The sequence below is a fragment of the Streptococcus parasanguinis genome (assembly GCF_000963275.1).
GTDB lineage: Bacteria > Bacillota > Bacilli > Lactobacillales > Streptococcaceae > Streptococcus > Streptococcus parasanguinis_B.
The window spans coordinates 845100-862944 of sequence record NZ_JYOW01000001.1 but is presented as its reverse complement, the minus strand read 5'-3'; the positions used below and the strand labels follow the sequence as shown (position 1 = coordinate 862944).

19 protein-coding genes are annotated in these 17845 nt (G+C 42.4%); 16 read left to right on the top strand and 3 right to left on the bottom strand.

Annotated features, from left to right (window positions below; all coding sequences use genetic code 11):
- Nucleotides 1-61: 61 nt before the first annotated feature.
- From pyrR to TZ97_RS04285, 4 genes are all read left to right on the top strand, one after another.
- Entirely contained in the window at nucleotides 62-580 is a 519-nt protein-coding gene (pyrR, locus tag TZ97_RS04300; RefSeq protein ID WP_003001719.1) for a bifunctional pyr operon transcriptional regulator/uracil phosphoribosyltransferase PyrR, read from the top strand.
- A 46-nt stretch (nucleotides 581-626) separates the two neighbouring features.
- A complete protein-coding gene (locus TZ97_RS04295; protein ID WP_003007497.1) occupies nucleotides 627-1550 on the top strand; it encodes an aspartate carbamoyltransferase catalytic subunit in 924 nt (307 codons plus the stop codon).
- Between the two features lie 125 nt (nucleotides 1551-1675).
- Nucleotides 1676-2767 (top strand): carbamoyl phosphate synthase small subunit, encoded by a 1092-nt coding sequence (locus tag TZ97_RS04290; RefSeq protein ID WP_024055662.1) that lies wholly within the window; start codon nucleotides 1676-1678, stop codon nucleotides 2765-2767.
- Entirely contained in the window at nucleotides 2764-4503 is a 1740-nt protein-coding gene (locus TZ97_RS04285) for an ATP-binding protein (protein WP_045759510.1), read from the top strand. Before TZ97_RS04290 ends, TZ97_RS04285 begins: the two co-directional genes overlap by 4 nt.
- A gap of 37 nt (nucleotides 4504-4540) precedes the next feature.
- Here TZ97_RS04285 and pepT read toward each other — a convergent pair whose 3' ends face one another.
- Genes pepT through TZ97_RS04270 form a run of 3 tightly spaced genes read right to left on the bottom strand, consistent with a single transcriptional unit; the run spans nucleotide 4541 to nucleotide 7337 of the window.
- Nucleotides 4541-5761 (bottom strand): peptidase T, encoded by a 1221-nt coding sequence (gene pepT / locus TZ97_RS04280; protein WP_045759509.1) that lies wholly within the window; start codon nucleotides 5759-5761, stop codon nucleotides 4541-4543.
- Nucleotides 5762-5763: 2 nt separating this feature from the next.
- Nucleotides 5764-6585, bottom strand: coding sequence for a Cof-type HAD-IIB family hydrolase (locus TZ97_RS04275; protein WP_045759508.1), 822 nt, complete (start codon nucleotides 6583-6585; stop codon nucleotides 5764-5766).
- On the bottom strand, nucleotides 6582-7337 hold the full coding sequence (locus TZ97_RS04270) for a LexA family transcriptional regulator (protein WP_045759507.1): 756 nt from the start codon (nucleotides 7335-7337) through the stop codon (nucleotides 6582-6584). The genes TZ97_RS04275 and TZ97_RS04270 overlap by 4 nt, the downstream gene beginning before the upstream one ends.
- Before the next feature lie 195 nt (nucleotides 7338-7532).
- Between TZ97_RS04270 and TZ97_RS04265 the strand changes: the two genes are divergently transcribed.
- From TZ97_RS04265 to TZ97_RS04210, 12 genes are all read left to right on the top strand, one after another.
- Complete coding sequence (locus tag TZ97_RS04265) at nucleotides 7533-7970, top strand: GNAT family N-acetyltransferase (RefSeq protein ID WP_045759506.1); 438 nt, start codon at nucleotides 7533-7535, stop codon at nucleotides 7968-7970.
- A 66-nt stretch (nucleotides 7971-8036) separates the two neighbouring features.
- Nucleotides 8037-9863 (top strand): translation elongation factor 4, encoded by a 1827-nt coding sequence (gene lepA, locus TZ97_RS04260; protein WP_045759505.1) that lies wholly within the window; start codon nucleotides 8037-8039, stop codon nucleotides 9861-9863.
- A gap of 308 nt (nucleotides 9864-10171) precedes the next feature.
- On the top strand, nucleotides 10172-10816 hold the full coding sequence (locus TZ97_RS04255; RefSeq protein WP_045759504.1) for a hypothetical protein: 645 nt from the start codon (nucleotides 10172-10174) through the stop codon (nucleotides 10814-10816).
- 84 nt (nucleotides 10817-10900) lie between these two features.
- Nucleotides 10901-11395 (top strand): YkgJ family cysteine cluster protein, encoded by a 495-nt coding sequence (locus TZ97_RS04250; protein WP_045759503.1) that lies wholly within the window; start codon nucleotides 10901-10903, stop codon nucleotides 11393-11395.
- Entirely contained in the window at nucleotides 11395-12084 is a 690-nt protein-coding gene (pynA, locus tag TZ97_RS04245; protein ID WP_045759502.1) for a pyrimidine 5'-nucleotidase PynA, read from the top strand. The genes TZ97_RS04250 and pynA overlap by 1 nt, the downstream gene beginning before the upstream one ends.
- A 123-nt stretch (nucleotides 12085-12207) precedes the next feature.
- Nucleotides 12208-12480 carry a 30S ribosomal protein S16 gene (gene rpsP, locus TZ97_RS04240; RefSeq protein WP_003007475.1) on the top strand — a complete coding sequence of 91 codons (273 nt, stop codon included), beginning with the start codon at nucleotides 12208-12210 and terminating at the stop codon, nucleotides 12478-12480.
- A 20-nt stretch (nucleotides 12481-12500) separates the two neighbouring features.
- Nucleotides 12501-12740 (top strand): RNA-binding protein KphA, encoded by a 240-nt coding sequence (gene kphA, locus TZ97_RS04235; protein WP_003001620.1) that lies wholly within the window; start codon nucleotides 12501-12503, stop codon nucleotides 12738-12740.
- A gap of 43 nt (nucleotides 12741-12783) precedes the next feature.
- Entirely contained in the window at nucleotides 12784-13116 is a 333-nt protein-coding gene (locus tag TZ97_RS04230) for a MazG nucleotide pyrophosphohydrolase domain-containing protein (RefSeq protein WP_045759501.1), read from the top strand.
- A gap of 74 nt (nucleotides 13117-13190) precedes the next feature.
- Nucleotides 13191-13973, top strand: coding sequence for an alpha/beta hydrolase (locus TZ97_RS04225; RefSeq protein WP_045760189.1), 783 nt, complete (start codon nucleotides 13191-13193; stop codon nucleotides 13971-13973).
- A gap of 36 nt (nucleotides 13974-14009) precedes the next feature.
- Complete coding sequence (gene rimM, locus TZ97_RS04220) at nucleotides 14010-14528, top strand: ribosome maturation factor RimM (RefSeq protein WP_003016315.1); 519 nt, start codon at nucleotides 14010-14012, stop codon at nucleotides 14526-14528.
- On the top strand, nucleotides 14518-15234 hold the full coding sequence (gene trmD, locus TZ97_RS04215; protein ID WP_045759500.1) for a tRNA (guanosine(37)-N1)-methyltransferase TrmD: 717 nt from the start codon (nucleotides 14518-14520) through the stop codon (nucleotides 15232-15234). Before rimM ends, trmD begins: the two co-directional genes overlap by 11 nt.
- A gap of 138 nt (nucleotides 15235-15372) precedes the next feature.
- Nucleotides 15373-17694: a CAP domain-containing protein gene (locus TZ97_RS04210; protein ID WP_045759499.1), complete on the top strand. Its 2322-nt coding sequence runs from the start codon at nucleotides 15373-15375 to the stop codon at nucleotides 17692-17694.
- The last annotated feature ends 151 nt before the right edge of the window (nucleotides 17695-17845 follow it).

Genomic DNA, 17845 nt, shown 5'->3' with positions numbered 1-17845 from the left:
CATTCATTTGCTGAACCTCCTTGAAAAAGGAGGTTTTTCTTTTACAACTAAGGAGGACTGAATGAAAACCAAAGAAGTCGTTGATGATTTGACGATGAAACGGGCCATTACCCGCATCACCTACGAAATCATTGAACGAAACAAAGATTTGAGCCAGATTGTGCTGGTGGGGATCAAGACGCGTGGCGTTTACATCGCTCGCCGGATCCAAGAACGCCTCTCTCAGCTGGAACAAATCGATGTCCCTGTAGCAGAACTAGATACCAAGCCTTTCCGAGATGACATGAAGGCGACAGAAGATACAACGGTCTTACCAGTTGATATCGCTCATAGAGAAGTCATTTTGATCGATGATGTCCTCTATACAGGTCGCACAATACGCGCTGCCATTGACAATCTGGTCAGTCACGGTCGTCCTGCTCGAGTGAGTCTGGCGGTTCTAGTCGACCGTGGGCATCGGGAGTTGCCGATTCGTCCGGACTTTGTTGGGAAAAATATCCCGACAAGTAAGTCAGAGGAAATCATTGTCGAGATGGTGGAGCTAGACGGTCAAGACCGCGTCCTCATCAAAGAAGCTTAAACAAATTGTAAACTATTTGCATTCACATTATAAAAGGAGAATCAACATGTCTGAAAATCAAATCGCTCTTAAAAACCTTGTCTCAATGGAAACTCTTACCAATGAAGAAGTAATGGCATTGATCAAACGTGGGATTGAGTTCAAAAACGGAGCTAAAGCATCCTACGAAGACCAACACATCATCTCAAACCTTTTCTTTGAACCTTCAACTCGTACCCACAAAGCCTTTGAAGTGGCAGAGTTGAAATTGGGATGTGATCTCCTTGACTTTGATGTGAAGACAAGCTCTGTGAACAAAGGGGAAACACTTTACGACACAATCTTAACCATGTCAGCTCTTGGAGTAGATGTCTGCGTCATCCGTCACCCTGAAGTGGACTACTACAAAGAATTGGTTGAAAGCCCAACGATCACAGCCTCTATCGTCAATGGTGGGGATGGTTCAGGTCAACACCCAAGCCAAAGTTTGCTTGATTTGATGACTATCTACCAAGAATTCGGTCACTTTGATGGCTTGAAAGTTTGTATTGCTGGGGACTTGGATCACTCACGTGTGGCAAAATCAAATATGCAAATCTTGAAACGTTTGGGAGCAACCCTCTACTTTGCAGGTCCAGACGAATGGAGAAGTGCGGAATTTGAAGACTATGGAACCTTCGTCACTATCGATGAAGTCATTGAAGAAGTAGATGTGATGATGTTCTTGCGTGTGCAACACGAACGTCATGATTACGAATCACTCTTCTCTAAAGAAAACTACCACCGTCTTCATGGTTTGACACAAGAACGTTATGACCGTATGAAAGATACAGCAATCTTGATGCACCCAGCACCAGTCAACCGTGACGTTGAAATTGCGGACCACTTGGTAGAAGCTCCTAAATCACGCATCGTAGAACAAATGACCAACGGTGTCTTTGTCCGTATGGCCATCATTGAAGCCGTCCTTAAAGGTCGCGGTGCAAAATAAGATAACTGACAATTCATTGAAAGGAAAGAAAGAGGACAGAGTAGACAGCTACATGGAATCTGACTTTCCTTTTTTTGAGGAACTATGATAAAATTGGATTAGTGTAAAAAGAAGGGAGGGGTTCGATGAAACGATTATTGGTCCTAGAGGATGGGACTGTATTTGAAGGAGAAGCCTTTGGTGCAGACTTATATGTGACTGGTGAATTGGTCTTTACGACAGCCATGACAGGCTATCAAGAATTGATCACGGATCAGGCTTTTAGTGGCCAGATCCTCTCCTTTACCTTTCCAGTTATTGGCGCAACAGGGATCAATCGAGATGATTCTGAATCGATTACGCCCACTTGTTTAGCAGTAGTCGTTCAGCATCTAGTGGAGATGCCGAGCAATTGGCGGCAGCAGATGACCTTGGATGAATTCTTGAAGCGAAAAAAAATCCCTGGTATTGTAGGGATTGATACGAGACAGGTGGCAAAAATTGTCCGCAAGTATGGACGGATGAAGGCGACTGTCATTAACAAGGGGGATTCGATCGAGCATATCTTGGATCAGTTGCGAGCAACGGTCCTTCCCAAAGACCAAGTGCGTCAAGTTTCTACAAAAACGGCCTATGCTGTACCAGGTTTTGGAAAGAGTATTGCCTTGATTGATCTAGGGGTCAAGCACTCTGTCTTACGCCAGCTGAGTCAAAGGGACTGTAATGTGACAGTTTATCCCTATGATATCTCTTATGATGAACTGATGGAACAGCAGCCCGATGGCGTTATTTTATCCAGTGGGCCTGGCGATCCCCATCAGGTGAAAAAACTCTGCCGCTTGATCAAAAAGCTCAATGGTCAGATTCCAATCTGGGGTATGGGCTTGGGAGCACAGGTATTGGCTCAAGCTTACGGGGCTGAGCTAGCTCCCATGGAAGTTGGGCATTTCGGTTTAAATATTCCCGTCCGTGAAATTGCGACAGGGAAAATCGAGATAACGAGTCAAAATCACTTGTATAGTATCGCACGCGATAGCCTACCCCATGATTTATTGGTCACGCATGAAAACGTCAATGACCATAGTATCGAAGCTTTTCGCCATCGTTACCAACCGATTTTAGGGGTTCAATTCCAAGTGGATGCGAGTCCAGGGCCAAGGGAAAATCTCTATTTTTACGATGAATTTTTAGAATTGATTGATGCCAAAATTCACGAAAGTAGAAGGGAGAAGGAATGATGAAAGAAAACCAGAAATTGCTTCTCCTATGTGGAGATTCTTATCAGGATATTAGCCTCTTGGCTGCGGTAAAGGAAGCACAAAAACTTAATGCCAAGGATGGGAATGCTCTGGTCCTTTATCTGGGCGAAGAAAATACTATCACCCAAGAAGCTGGAAAACAGGTTGTAGTCAGTAAGCTTAAGCTGGATGCTCTTAGGACGATTCTTCTTTCTTATACTCGATCTCGCTTGCTCCTAACCTTTGCGGATAAACAGATTTTGAACCTCTTGTTTCGATTGGAAGAAACTGGATTTTTCAAAGACGCATCGATTAGAATTATCGGACCGAGCCTTCAACGCTACCGCACCTTTTATCAGCAGGCGGATCAACGACGCCTCTTTCAAGAGTTGGGCTACCAGGTACCCGCTTCCGCACTGGTTGGTTCTGTTCGAGAAGCCATTGAGTTTTCTGAAGGCATTCAATTTCCCATTATGATCTGGCCGGTAGCGAGTAAGCAAGGGCAGGGGCGAAAGATTGCTCATAATCTAGATGACTTGTGCGAAGCAGTAGAAACGGGACTTTCGGTCTCTCCAAGTCAGCAGTGTTTGCTAGAGTTTTCGACCTATGGCTTTAAGGAATTGGATTTTGTAGTCATGCGCGATCGTGAAGACAATCACTATCTGGCGGCCTCTATTGAAAGCATTGATCCTGTCGGGATCCACTCTAGTGACTCTTATCAATTTATGCCAGCGGTCACCCTGACAGACCGGGAGTTTCAAAATCTTCGTGAAGCAGCGATCCACATCAGTCGCTATTTGAAGCTGACAGGAGCCATTTCGATCAAGTTTGCTTTGGATCCGACGAGCTATGCTTTTTATATCCTAGAAGTTAATCCATTTGCTTCAGATAGTATCTCGATGGCCTCTATGGGCTTGGGCTATTCCTTGTTTGAGCAAGGCGTGCAGCTGCAATTGGGGCGCTCTCTCGAGCATTTGCCTCATCCCTTATTAAAGGATTTAAGGGCCGTTTACGAACCGAGTTTGGACTATATCTTCTTTAAGATCCCGATTTTTTCTGATGTTGCTAAAAATGCCCGCCTCAATACCCAAATTCACTCTTATGGGGCAGTTTATGGATTTGGAAAGAGAATCGATGAAGCTTATCAACAAGCCCTAGAAACCATTAAAGACAAGAACTTGCTGACCATCCTTCCTGAGGAAATGAGCGATGATGAATTAATCCAGAAAATTGCTCGTCATATGCCCCACCGGCTCTTCTATATCTTAGAAGCTTTGAAACGTGGTTTTGAGTTTGAGGAACTCTTGGATTTGAGTAAATTAGCACCTGTCTATTTGCAGGTCCTAGCCAATCTTGTAGCAATGGAAAAAGAAGCAGAAGTTGCAACCGGTCCAGCCTTCCTTCCGGTTGAGCCATCAGCTGGCTTATATGAGGTCAAAGCGGGCGCATCCTATTATCTGACCCAAAACGAAACCAATGAATCATTGGGTTTGGACGCTGCTTGTGTCTTGGTGGATGATCTAGAAATCTGCGATGAGCGTTTTTACCAAAAGGTGAGAAAGCAGGTGAAAGAGCTGAAAGAAAAAGGACAACAGGTGATCTTACTCACGAATCGTCCTTTTACAGAATCTTTGGCAGATAAAGTCTATTATCTTTCTATCAATGAGACAAGCCTTCGCCTGATTCAGACCATTGATCAGGTCAAAGAAATTGTCAAGCTTTCTAATCTACAATAAAGGATCCGGACAATCTATCCGAATCCTTTTTTGTTTCTTATTTTTTGGTCACAATACCGATAATGGTATCAACTGCGCGTTCCATGGTTTGGAGGCTTACGTATTCAAAGCGACCATGCATATTTTCACCACCGGCAAAGATATTTGGTGTTGGAATCCCCATAAAGGAAATTTTAGATCCATCTGTACCACCGCGAATAGGTTCAATGATTGGAGTGATTCCAAGATCTTCCATGACTTCCTTAGCAAGGGTGATTGGTGTCATATCTTTTTCAATCACTTGCTTCATGTTGTAATACTGATCTTTGAGGGTGAGGAGAACGCGTTCGCTACCGAGCTCCGCATTCATCTGATCGGCAATAGATTTCATAAGGTCTTTGCGTTTCTCAAAGCTTTCAGTTTCAAAGTCCCGAATGATGTAGCTGGCACTTGCTTCCTCGACAGTTCCATCAATATTCATCAAGTGGTAGAAGCCTTCATAGCCTTCGGTTAATTCTGGACGTGCTCCTTCAGGGAGTTTGTTATGGAAATCAATGGCCAATTGAAGAGCGTTGATCATTTGACCTTTGGCTGTACCTGGGTGGACATTGCGTCCTTTGAAGGTAATTTCAGCCCCAGCTGCTGAGAAGGTTTCGTATTGAAGCTCTCCGAGAGGACCACCATCAACAGTATAGGCAAAGTCTACATCAAAATCCTCTGCATCAAATTGATCTGCACCGACTCCAATTTCTTCATCGGGACCAAAGCCGACACGGATTTCTCCATGTTTGATTTCAGGATGAGCTGTCAGGTATTCAATAGCTGTCATGATTTCAGCGATACCTGACTTATCATCTGCACCCAGAAGGGTAGTACCGTCAGTCGTGATCAAGGTTTGTCCCTTGTAGTTGTTCAAATGGGCAAAATCGGCTGGATCCAGTGTGAAACCAGAGTCCCCAAGGGCAATAACACCCCCATCATAATTCTCAACGATTTGAGGATTGACATTTTCGGCATTGAAGTCAGCGGTATCCATGTGAGAAATAAATCCAATCTTGCGTGTAAAGCTTGGATCATTGGCTGGAAGTGTTCCAATAGCATAGCCGTTTGGTAAATAGTAGACGTTTTGAAGGCCCACGCGTTTCATTTCAGGGATCAAGACGTTTGTTGCAAAATCAACTTGTGATTGGGTACTTGGAGTGGTTGTAGAGTTTTCGTCTGAACGTGTGTTGACCTTTACATAGGTAATAAAACGGTCCAACAGATTTGCGTATTTCATAATCATTCTCCTTTTTCAGTTTCAATTAATTTGTGAATAGCATGGGCCACACCATCCTCATCATTGGTCAAGGTGATGAAGTCAGCTATCTCCTTGACAGCAGCATTTCCATTTCCCATAGCGACGCTATAGCCAGCAAAACGAAGCATCTCAAGGTCATTATTGGCATCTCCAAGAGCCATAACCTGGTCTCTGCTGTAGCCTAATGTTTGGCTCAATGCTTGAAGAGCAGATGCCTTGCTCGCACCTTTTGGAAGGATTTCAAATAAGATATCCTGTGAACGAACAGTGTTAAAATCGGTTTCTAATGCTGTCTCGTGCTGAGCTTGAAAGGCATCAATAGCAGAAGGATCTCCTACGTACATAGCTTGAAAAATAGGGACAAGGTTGGGCAGATCCTTTTCTGAGACAGGTGTCGGTTTACTATTCACGATGCCGGCATCCATCGTAACCAGTTCACTGGCTTCCGGTGCGACTACTAGGTAATGATCCATGTCGAATAAGGTCAGCTGGACGTCTGAATCTTTCGTCAAAACATGCAACCGGTGCATGTCCTCGAGACTTAATTCTTCCTTGCCAATGATTTCCCAATTCTTAGTAGACAAAGTTGTACAGCCGTTATTGATAATCATATAGTAGTTGCCATCCGGAAGACCAATCTCTTCAAAGATGGGACGGACACCCGCTAAGGGACGTCCCGTACAGATCACAATATCATAGCCAGCTTGATGGGCCTTATGAAGAGCTTCGATATTGCCTTTAGACAGCGACTTATCTTCATGCAAGAGAGTTCCGTCCAAGTCAATCGCGATTAATTGAATCATTTGATCTCCTCCAAATCAAGAGGAACAAAGCCATCTATAACCTTACCAATCACTCCAGGTTCCTCATCCAGTGGAATGATCTGATCACTATATTTCTTATTGAGGGAAACCAGTCGAATACCGTTGGCCTCACGAAAGACGCGTTTGATCAAAGTTTGCCCGTCAAAATCAATGGCATAAATAGCCCCTGCCTGATCGTAGTAGGTTTGCTTGACTAACACAACAGCTCCTTTTTCATATTTGGGCTCTAGGGAATCCGTATGAATCCAAAAAGCCAAATCGTAAGGGATCTTTTGATCAAACCAGACGATATCAGCTTGTTTCTGATTTTGATAAGATGCAAAAGAATCATAGACAGAATAAGAGTGGTATTGCTTTTCAATCTTCTGTTTCTCTTTCTGATGGGTCAAGAGACTTTTTCCATAAGAAAGAAGATTTTCTTGATTTCCCTCATCGAGCTGTTTATACAATCTCTCAATCTCTGAATCAATGACCACAAAATCATTTCGTAATCGAGGGTCAATTTCAGCAATTGCTACCTGAAAAAAGGCAGCAATCTTCTCCAAATTTTCAGGAACGGGGAGAGAAGTTCCTTTTACATATCCAGTCAAGGTGCTAGCAGGAATTCCAGTAATACGAGATAATTCGATCTGCTTTTTTCCTTGTTCTTTCAGTAATTCTCTGATCTTTTCCGATATAATCCGTAATGCCTCTTTGTCTTGAGGACTTGCTTTTCCACGACCTCTGGCCAACGTACTCACCTCCTTGTATTTACCTTTTCTATTATAATGAATTAAATCGAAAAAGTAAATAGAAATCCGTGATAAATGTGAAAAAAGATTAATTTGATATAAATCGGATTTCTAATGGAAATTTTATTTAATTTTCCTTTACTTTCTGAGGAAAAAGGTCTAAGATAAAATCAAAGAATTCATGGAGGTTGGGGTATGATTCGTAGCGTTCAAGTCAAAGATGCAGGTCAAATTCGAGATTTGTGTCACCAAGCATTGGGGTATGATTCGACCCTTGAGAAAGTGGCGGGTCAGATTGAAAAATTCAATCTGCCAGACTCGGGTCACTTTTGTTTTGTTTACGAAGAGGACCAAACAGGCCATATTCTTGGTTATGTTGAAGCAGAGGTTTATGAAAGTCTTTATAGTGACGCCGGTCTAAATATTTTAGGTCTAGCGGTTTTCCCTTCTGCTCAAGGACATGGGATTGGTCGCCAATTGATGGAGCGAGTTGAAGAACTTGCCCAAAGCAAGCATTCTGCTTTTATCCGTTTAAATTCTGCATCTCATCGAAAAGAAGCCCATATCTTTTACGAACGCATAGGTTATGAGGGAAATAAAACGCAGAAGCGATTTTTGAAAATAATGGATTAAGATAGGCAAAGGCCTATCTTTTTTGTTATAATGAAGAGTACGATTAAATTTACTAGGAAGATGATTATGCCAAATTTTGAAGAATTAAAAAAACGACAAGAGAAGATTCGGAACTTCTCGATCATCGCCCATATTGACCACGGAAAGTCAACCTTGGCCGATCGAATTTTAGAAAAAACCGAAACCGTGTCTAGTCGGGAGATGCAAGCCCAACTCCTAGATAGCATGGACCTGGAACGGGAACGTGGGATTACCATCAAGCTCAATGCCATCGAGTTGAACTACACGGCTAAAGATGGGGAAACCTATATCTTCCACTTGATTGACACACCGGGGCACGTTGACTTTACTTATGAGGTTTCACGTTCGCTGGCTGCCTGTGAGGGTGCCATTCTCGTAGTAGATGCGGCTCAAGGGATTGAAGCCCAGACTCTAGCCAATGTTTACCTTGCTTTGGACAACGATTTGGAGATTCTGCCAGTTATTAATAAAATTGACCTACCAGCTGCGGATCCAGAACGTGTGCGTACAGAAGTAGAAGATGTCATTGGCCTGGATGCCAGTGAGGCAGTCCTAGCCTCTGCCAAGGCTGGTATTGGGATTGAAGAGATTTTGGAGCAGATCGTTGAGAAAGTTCCTGCTCCGACAGGTGATGTTGAAGCTCCACTTCAAGCTTTGATCTTTGATTCCGTCTATGACGCCTATCGTGGGGTGATCCTTCAGGTACGGGTTGTTAACGGGATGGTGAAACCAGGTGATAAGATCCAGCTCATGAGCAATGGAAAAACCTTTGATGTCACTGAGGTTGGGATCTTTACTCCTAAAGCGGTTGGACGTGATTTCCTTGCAACTGGAGACGTTGGTTATATTGCAGCCTCTATCAAGACCGTTGCAGATACTCGTGTCGGGGATACGGTGACCTTGGCTACCAATCCAGCAAGTGAGCCTCTTCATGGTTACAAGCAGATGAACCCAATGGTCTTTGCTGGTCTTTATCCGATCGAATCCAACAAATACAACGATCTTCGTGAAGCTTTAGAGAAGTTGCAATTGAATGACGCCAGTCTTCAATTTGAGCCGGAAACTTCTCAAGCCCTTGGTTTTGGTTTCCGTTGTGGTTTCTTGGGACTACTTCACATGGATGTTATCCAGGAACGCTTAGAGCGTGAGTTCAATATTGACTTGATCATGACAGCACCGTCTGTTATCTACAAGGTTAATTTGACAGATGGCGAAGCACTAGATGTGTCTAACCCATCTGAGTTCCCAGATCCAACCAAGATCGCTTCAATCGAAGAACCTTATGTCAAAGCACAAATCATGGTGCCACAAGAGTTTGTCGGAGCTGTCATGGAATTGGCACAACGCAAACGGGGGGACTTTGTGACTATGGACTACATCGATGAAAATCGAGTTAATGTCATCTATCAAATCCCACTGGCGGAAATTGTCTTTGATTTCTTTGATAAATTGAAATCCTCTACTCGTGGCTATGCGAGCTTTGACTATGAGTTGTCTGAATACCGTCCTTCTAAATTGGTCAAAATGGATATCCTTCTCAATGGCGATACTGTGGACGCCCTCAGCTTTATCGTTCACAAGGACTTTGCTTATGAACGTGGTAAGTTGATCGTTGAGAAGCTTAAGAAGATTATCCCTCGTCAACAGTTTGAAGTGCCTATCCAAGCAGCTATCGCTCATAAGATTGTGGCCCGTACAGATATCAAGGCTCTTCGTAAGAACGTCTTGGCCAAGTGTTATGGTGGAGACGTCTCACGGAAACGCAAGCTTCTTGAAAAACAAAAAGCCGGGAAGAAACGGATGAAAGCCATCGGTTCGGTAGAAGTGCCACAGGAAGCCTTCTTATCCGTATTGTCAATGGATGAAGAATAACAATTAGAGAGTGGGACAGAAATCGGTAATTCGTTAGAATTCGATTTCGTCGTCCCACCTCCGCACAGTTGAGTAGGGCTGTAAAAGCTGATGAAATCAGCGTAGTAGAGCCCACTCAACCACTGCGTCTTGCTCGACAATCCAAAAACAATTAAAAGGCTAGGACTTTTGTCCCAGCCTTTTGTTTTAGGTTTAAAAGAAATGAACTGAATTTGAAAGGTTTGATCAGATGTGACACGTATCCTATTTTAAAATACCTGCATTTATGGTAGACTAGAGGACAGAAAACGTTCTCAAGGAGGTTGAGCATGAAACACAAATTACTAGTCGCATCCCTTACGATTTTTTCTGCCTGCACACTAATGGCCTGTAGTCACACCACTAAAAAGGATACAGCAGCTTCTTCTACAAAAGAAAGTAGCAGCAAAGTCGAAAAGAAAACAAGTAGTTCTTCGTCAAAGGATACTACCTCTACAAAGAAAAGTACTACCAATCAAGAAACCAAGCGGATTGGAAATGCAGATTATGGGTTCATCGATATTCCAAGTAAATGGATCAAGTTCACGGATATCGATGGGACAGAAGCTATCCAGTATACGGATGGGAGTGGCTATAACATTGTCACCTTGAACAGCTTTACGCGGGAAAAAGCAAAAGTTCCTGCTGATATTGAATTTAATGCTGAATTTCTAGCCAAGAAACTGGCCGTTATGTGGCAAGATAACCAGGATGTTGATAAGATGACGGGAGCGCGGACTAAAGTCGCAGGTCTGGACGCTTACCAGCTTCAAATTGTCATGAAATCTGGTCAATACCTGATTACTTGGATCTTCCAGAAGGGTGAAAAAGTTTATACCATTTCTTTTGAAGGAGATGCAGAAACCTTGAAAACCTTTATCCCATACATCGAAGACACTTGGAGTCTGGATGGAACAGGTGCCGTAACGGATTGATGAAGTGAGATAGATCTCAGGATCTATCTTTTTTTAGAGTCTTTGTGGTATAATCTTTCTATTGTTTAGAAGAGGAAATAGAGGATGACACAGGAAATTGATATTGAAAAATACCATCAGTTAGCTCTCCAAAAGCAAAAGGAGCACCGCAAGGTATTGGCAAATCTCAAGAAGAAGCCACCTAAGAATTTAGATAAACTAGCGCAAGAAATTCACGATGAAGTTTTCCAAGAAATCGATTGTACGGCTTGTGCCAATTGCTGCAAAACCTTAGGGCCTGATTTTAAGGAAGCGGATATCACACGCATCGCCAAATATTTCAAGATGAAGCTTCCTGCCTTTGAGGCGGAATTTCTTCAAGTCGATGAAGATGGGGACAAGGTTTTTAAATCCATGCCTTGCCCCTTCCTTGGTGGCGACAATCTCTGTTCCATCTACGATGTTCGGCCGAAAGCTTGTCGGGAATTCCCTCACACCGATCGCAAGAAGATCTATCAGATCAACCATCTGACCATCAAAAATACGCTCACCTGCCCAGCAGCTTATTTATTTGTAGAAAAATTGAAAGATCGTTTGTAATGGCATATAAATTTTTACTTTTTGATTTGGACCATACCTTGTTGGATTTTGAATCTGCTGAAGAAACAGCCTTGACGCAGATGTTAGAAGACATGAATTTTCCAGATGTAAAGGCCTTTAAAGATTACTACAAACCTATGAACCAAGGGCTCTGGAAGGATTTGGAACAAAAGAAGCTCACTAAACAAGAGCTCGTAGACAGTCGGTTTGCGATTGGGTTTGCCCACTTTGGGATCACGGTTGACGGGGCTGAGATGGCTCTTCGCTACCAAGATTACATCAGTCTTCAAGGGCAGTCTTTCCCGGGGGCAGAGGACTTACTGGCCCGACTTGAAAAAGCTGGTTACCAGCTCTATGGCGCAACGAATGGAGTGACCGCCATTCAAGAAGGACGCTTAGCTCATTCTACCATCGCACCTTATTTTAAAGAGGTCTTTATCTCTGAACAGCTTCACACTCAGAAACCAGAACCTGCATTTTTTGACAAAGTTGGTCAACTGATTCCAGGTTTTAGCAAGGAAGAGACCCTTATGATCGGTGATTCCTTGACAGCGGATATCGCAGGAGGCCATGCTGCGGGGATTGATACCGTCTGGTATAATCCAGATCACAAGGAAAATACCAGCCAAGTAGTGCCGACTTATACCGTTAGCAACTATCAAGAAATCGCCGATTTACTGATAAAATAAAAAAATTAAATACTGTCAAGTTTTTTTCTTGACAGGTTGATGAAATGTGTTATAATAGATCATGTGCTAAATAGCTTGTCTATTTCACCGAAAAATTAAAATATAGAAAAGAGACTTATAAAAATGGCAGTTAAAATTCGTTTGACTCGTATGGGTTCTAAGAAAAAACCTTACTACCGTATCAACGTAGCAGATTCACGTTCACCACGTGATGGACGTTTCATCGAAACAGTTGGAACTTACAATCCACTTGTTGAAGAAAACCAAGTAACTTTGAAAGAAGACCGCGTTCTTGCATGGTTGGCTGATGGAGCTCAACCTTCAGATACAGTTCGCAACATCCTTTCAAAAGCTGGTGTTATGAAGAAATTCCACGATTCTAAATTCTCAAAATAATTTTTTAAGTAGGTTGATGTATGGATACGATTGAAAATCTCATTATTGCAATTGTGAAACCCTTGATTTCACAACCGGATGCTTTAACCATCAAGATCGAAGATACTCCTGAATTTTTGGAGTACCATCTTGACCTTGATCCTAGCGATGTTGGTCGTGTAATCGGTCGAAAAGGTCGCACCATTTCTGCGATAAGAACGATTGTCTACTCTGTCCCAACTGAAGATAAAAAAGTAAGAATCGTTATTGACGAAAAATAAAAAGGCGGGACTTGGTCCCGTTTTTTTGTTGAAAGGAGAAGGAATGAAAGAAGTGACCATTCAGCAATTACAAGCCTATTTAAAAGAACATTACCAGGACACCAGAACTGAAGAAGGGCTGTTTATCAAACTGGTTGAAGAGGTTGGGGAAGTAGCTGAAGTCTTAAATGGACGTTCTGGACGTAAAGCAGGTGTTCAGGATTCGAATGAGGAATTGGCTAAAGAGCTCGCTGATATCATTCACTATACGGTTGCCATCGCTGCTATCAATGAGATCGACCTTACTAAAACCATCTTTGAAAAAGATAAAACAGCAGCAGTTAAATACCAGCACGAGCGGGATTTGGAGCAGTTTCTAGCAGATAAGTCCATTTGAGAAAATACCTTGAACGTGATAAAATAAACATAAGAATATTTAGTGAATTATTGTATAGAATGAGTGGTTTTGATATGAACCGATTTGAAGTAACTACAAAGATTGGTTGTCTCTCTGTTACTTATAAAAAGAGAAATAGAGTACTAGTTTGTTTAAATGGTGCTGGTTTGATTCCAACTTATGAAAATTTTCTACCAATACTTGAAAAACTTCCTTCTTCAATGGGCTACCTTACAATTGATTTTCCAAATACAGGAAGGAGTTCTATTCATAATCAGACAGGACTTAATTTGGACAATCTGGTTGATACGGTATACAAAATTCTGAAAGGATTGGGAATTTCTGATTATATACTATGTGTTCATAGTTTAGGTGGTGTTTTGGCTTTAAAGTTGATGAGTAAACCAATTAAGTGTCAAGCATTGATAGCACTTGAACCGACAACGAAAAATATAATGTTTGCTGATTTTTCCAAAAATCCTTATCCAGAAATGGAAGATCAAATGAGGATGATTGAAGAATGTGGGCCTGAAAATTATTTCAAGGGATTAACTCAAGCAGCATTTGACCTTGAAACTGATAGACTGATTTGGGAATTGATGGAAGCAAAGGGATTAGAGTTGGAAACGCAAGTTCATGGTTTTCAGATATCTGTAAATATTACTGCTGAAGATTTTGATAGTTTGTCCTTAGCAGATAATATTCCTATTTTCATATTTTGTCAGGCGTATAGAGAAAAAGAGTACAGAGATTCAGAATATTGGAGTACTAAAACAAGACTCATTCTAGGTGGAAATCACCACTATCTACAGTGGTCAGAGTCGGAAAAAATTGCAACTATTATTAAGGACTTGTAGAGATAAACTAATTAAAAGAGGAATGTAAAGAATAAAATGAATTATTTTAATGTTGGGAAAATTGTCAATACCCAAGGCTTACAAGGAGAAATGCGGGTCTTGTCTGTGACAGACTTTGCGGAAGAACGCTTTAAAAAAGGAGCAGAGTTGGCTCTCTTTGATGAGAAGGATCGTTTTGTCCAAACGGTGACCATTGCTAGTCATCGCAAGCACAAGAACTTCGATATCATCAAGTTCAAGGATATGTACCATATTAATGCCATTGAAAAGTTCAAGGGCTTTAGCCTCAAGGTTGCAGAAGAAGACTTGACGGATTTAGATGAGGGTGAGTTTTATTACCATGAGATCATCGGCCTTGATGTTTACGAAAATGACCAATTGATCGGTCAGATCAAGGAAATCCTGCAACCAGGTGCCAATGATGTCTGGGTCGTGAAACGCAAAGGCAAACGTGATCTTCTCTTGCCTTATATCCCACCAGTAGTCCTCAATATTGATATCCCAGGAAACCGGGTGGATGTAGACATCTTAGAAGGGTTAGACGATGAAGATTGATATTTTAACCCTCTTTCCAGAGATGTTTTCTCCCCTTGAGCATTCCATCGTCGGCAAAGCGCGTGAAAAGGGACTTCTCGAGATCAACTACCATAATTTCCGTGAAAATGCGGAGAGGGCGCGCCATGTGGACGATGAACCCTATGGTGGCGGGCAGGGCATGCTTCTACGAGCGCAACCAATTTTCGATGCCTTTGATGCCATTGAGAAGAAGAATCCACGCGTGATCTTGCTGGATCCTGCTGGTCGGACCTTTGATCAATCTTATGCAGAAGAATTGGCTCAGGAAGAAGAATTGATCTTTATCTGTGGTCACTATGAGGGCTATGACGAGCGGATCAAGACTTTGGTGACGGATGAGATTTCTCTTGGCGATTATGTCCTGACGGGCGGTGAGCTAGCGGCCATGACTATGATTGATGCGACGGTGCGCTTGATTCCAGAGGTAATTGGGAAAGAGTCCAGCCACCAGGATGATAGTTTTTCGTCTGGGCTTCTAGAATATCCTCAATACACCCGGCCTTATGAATTCAGAGGGATGACGGTTCCAGATGTCCTCATGAGTGGTCACCATGAAAATATCCGTCAATGGCGCCTCTATCAGAGTTTGAAAAAGACCGTGGAGCGTCGTCCAGACCTGCTAGAAAACTATGAATTGACAGCAGAAGAAGAGAAAATGTTAAAGCAAATTCAGGAAGAAGATTAACAGCCTTAGCTGTTTTTCTTTTGCCTCAAAATTTTATGAAAAAAACTTTTTAAACCTACTAGTTATTGGTAACAAAATGTGGTATGCTATGGGGTAGAGAAACTTCAAGAAAAGGATTCAGTTTTGGGGGTGAGTTTAATGGGAAAGAAATTAGGAAAATCGGTTTTCACGACGGGGATTGCTGCAACAACAGTCCTATCTGGTATGTTTCATCACAAGGCAAATGCCGAAGAGGTAAAGCAAAATGAAAATCCAGAAACCAACAGCACGGAAGTAGTCGAAAAACCAATTACAGTTGATGAGTTGAAGCAAATCACAGCTCAAAAAGGGCAAGTGGTGAAAGATGTCCACTACCAAGAGCAAAAAGTGATCGATGCTCAAACGGAAGTCAAGGTGGCTGGGCAAGAGCTGGAAGAAAAGAAAGCTGAAGTGACGGAGGCGGAAAACCTTATCGCAACGACTTCGAATGCACAAGTTCAGAACGCAGAAAATGACGTTAAGGTGGCGCAAGCCTATGTGACCATCGAAGAAAATAAGGTTCGAGAAGCAGAAGCTGCACATGACCAAGTCGTAGAGGCTGTTCGTCAACAAGAAAATCAGGTTACTGCTCAGGAATCTTTGGTCGATGTAGCACAAAATGAATTGAACCAAGCAAAAGCGCCGATTTCTAATGATGAGAATGTGCTAAACCAGGCCTTGTTAGAGCAAAGTCAAGTCGAGCAAAGTATCCGAGAATCTCAGAATTACCTTGCGACCTTGCAAGCGAGTCAGCAAACTGGCTCAGATACAGTGGCTCAAATTGAGAGCGATATTCAACTGGCTCAAACACGTCTGACAGATTTGAAAGCGGTCATCGCAACCAAGGAAGCAGAATTGGCTGCCATAGAACAAGCGGCAGCGAACAGCCCTGTTCAGTTGAGTCAAGCGACTTATGAAGGTTATTTGCAACACTTAGCTGACAATGGCAATGAAGCTGCAGCAAGTGCTTTAGCCCTTTACAAGCGTGGTCGTGAAGAAGATGGCTTGACGGTTGGAGAGTCTGGATCCTTGCAAGCCAATCTTCGAGCTCTTGAAATTGCGGATGCCATTAATAGCTATCGTCGCAATGCAGGTTTGCCTGAATTGGAGCTGGATCCTTATTCCCTTCCTGCCAGTCAAGTTCAGTTAGAATACTTCAAAAAGGCTAACTGGCATATGTTTAAGTATTTGCCAAACGAAAACATTGCTTATGGTTTCTCACCTGCTGGTGCAGTAGACTTTTGGTACAATGAAAAAGCGGCTTACCAAGAAGTAGCAACTCAATATGGTCTACCGACAGACGAAACACAAATCGATGCCAATGACATCTATATGAAGATTGGGGCTGAGGCCTTTGCTAAGGTTGGTCACTACCTCCAAATGGTAGACAACAAAGCAACGGCATTATCAGTGGCTTATGACCCAAGTAATGCCATGTCAGAAGCGGCTTTCTTACACAGTCCAGTTACCTCAGCAGTGTCAACCAATGCACTTGCTTACCAATTGCGTCAGGGAGCTGGTGCTACAACGACAAGATCAGATGTCAAAGCAAAATCTGATGAAGTCGCTAACCTCAAGCTGGACAAGGCCAATCAAGAGTCCCAAATCATTATCTTGCAAGGCAAATTAGAAGATGCCCGCCATACTAATTCAAATGTAGAAGTAGAGATGGCCAATGTGCAAAAGACCATCCAAAACTACAAAATTCTTCTTGTCAGCAAGGATCATGCAGTTGAAAAAGCAAAAGCGACTCTTGATGTATCTCGAGGTCGGATTGAAGCAGCTATCCAACCAAAAGAAGCAGCGCTTCAAAAAGCGAAAGATTTGTTAGCAGCTGCGCGTGAGAAATTAGATCTTTTAAAAGCAGAAGAAGCAGAAAAAGCCCAAGTCGTTCAAGAAGCGCATGAGGGCTTGAAGGCAGCGCAAGAACGCTTGGTTGCTGCTGAAAAACGTCTTTCTGACTTTAAAAATGCTCCAGAATTATTGGTCAAAGCCCAATCAGTTTTATCAGCTGCGGTGGCTAATTTAGAAAATAAAAAAGAAAAATTAGAAGCCGAATTCACTACTCTTCAATCTTATCACAGTGTCGTGGAACTGTTGAATTCTCAATATGAAGATCTAGCGTCACGAATGGATCCAGCTATTTTAGAAGCAGCAGATATGCCAATGGATATCCGCTCAAGCAATCCAACTACTTTTTCGGATAGACCAACAGTTCTTCCAACAGGTACCAATAGTCCGCAAGTGCAAGCACCAAAAGCTACTCCAGCTCCAAAACAAGAAGCTAAAGTAGAAGAAATCAAACCCAAAAAAGAAAACAGCCAAGCTGTGGCAAGTAAAGATTCTTCCAAATATGCAGTAGCAACAACAGGTGTTGCCGTCGGGCTACTTGCTGGATTGTTTGGTTTCAAGAAAAAGAAACAATCTTCAAAAAATGATTAAGACATACCGAAGATAGAGTGGATGCTTAGACACTTTATTGCTTAAAATCCTCAAAGAAGATATATGAGGGTGGGAAAAGAACTCGCTTAACAAAATGAGTTCTGTCCTGCTCTTTTTTTCGTACACTTTTAGAATTCTTGAAAGAAAATGA

What these genes read in the sequence shown, in the direction of transcription:
- TZ97_RS04225 (WP_045760189.1), top strand. Translation starts at nt 13,191, where the DNA reads ATGAACCGATTTGAAGTAACTACAAAGATTGGTTGTCTCTCTGTTACT.
- pepT (WP_045759509.1), bottom strand. Translation starts at nt 5,761, where the DNA reads ATGAAATACGCAAATCTGTTGGACCGTTTTATTACCTATGTAAAGGTC.
- TZ97_RS04295 (WP_003007497.1), top strand. Translation starts at nt 627, where the DNA reads ATGTCTGAAAATCAAATCGCTCTTAAAAACCTTGTCTCAATGGAAACT.
- TZ97_RS04265 (WP_045759506.1), top strand. Translation starts at nt 7,533, where the DNA reads ATGATTCGTAGCGTTCAAGTCAAAGATGCAGGTCAAATTCGAGATTTG.
- TZ97_RS04290 (WP_024055662.1), top strand. Translation starts at nt 1,676, where the DNA reads ATGAAACGATTATTGGTCCTAGAGGATGGGACTGTATTTGAAGGAGAA.
- TZ97_RS04275 (WP_045759508.1), bottom strand. Translation starts at nt 6,585, where the DNA reads ATGATTCAATTAATCGCGATTGACTTGGACGGAACTCTCTTGCATGAA.
- rpsP (WP_003007475.1), top strand. Translation starts at nt 12,208, where the DNA reads ATGGCAGTTAAAATTCGTTTGACTCGTATGGGTTCTAAGAAAAAACCT.
- kphA (WP_003001620.1), top strand. Translation starts at nt 12,501, where the DNA reads ATGGATACGATTGAAAATCTCATTATTGCAATTGTGAAACCCTTGATT.
- TZ97_RS04285 (WP_045759510.1), top strand. Translation starts at nt 2,764, where the DNA reads ATGATGAAAGAAAACCAGAAATTGCTTCTCCTATGTGGAGATTCTTAT.
- pynA (WP_045759502.1), top strand. Translation starts at nt 11,395, where the DNA reads ATGGCATATAAATTTTTACTTTTTGATTTGGACCATACCTTGTTGGAT.
- TZ97_RS04250 (WP_045759503.1), top strand. Translation starts at nt 10,901, where the DNA reads ATGACACAGGAAATTGATATTGAAAAATACCATCAGTTAGCTCTCCAA.
- TZ97_RS04255 (WP_045759504.1), top strand. Translation starts at nt 10,172, where the DNA reads ATGAAACACAAATTACTAGTCGCATCCCTTACGATTTTTTCTGCCTGC.
- pyrR (WP_003001719.1), top strand. Translation starts at nt 62, where the DNA reads ATGAAAACCAAAGAAGTCGTTGATGATTTGACGATGAAACGGGCCATT.
- TZ97_RS04210 (WP_045759499.1), top strand. Translation starts at nt 15,373, where the DNA reads ATGGGAAAGAAATTAGGAAAATCGGTTTTCACGACGGGGATTGCTGCA.
- TZ97_RS04230 (WP_045759501.1), top strand. Translation starts at nt 12,784, where the DNA reads ATGAAAGAAGTGACCATTCAGCAATTACAAGCCTATTTAAAAGAACAT.
- rimM (WP_003016315.1), top strand. Translation starts at nt 14,010, where the DNA reads ATGAATTATTTTAATGTTGGGAAAATTGTCAATACCCAAGGCTTACAA.
- lepA (WP_045759505.1), top strand. Translation starts at nt 8,037, where the DNA reads ATGCCAAATTTTGAAGAATTAAAAAAACGACAAGAGAAGATTCGGAAC.
- trmD (WP_045759500.1), top strand. Translation starts at nt 14,518, where the DNA reads ATGAAGATTGATATTTTAACCCTCTTTCCAGAGATGTTTTCTCCCCTT.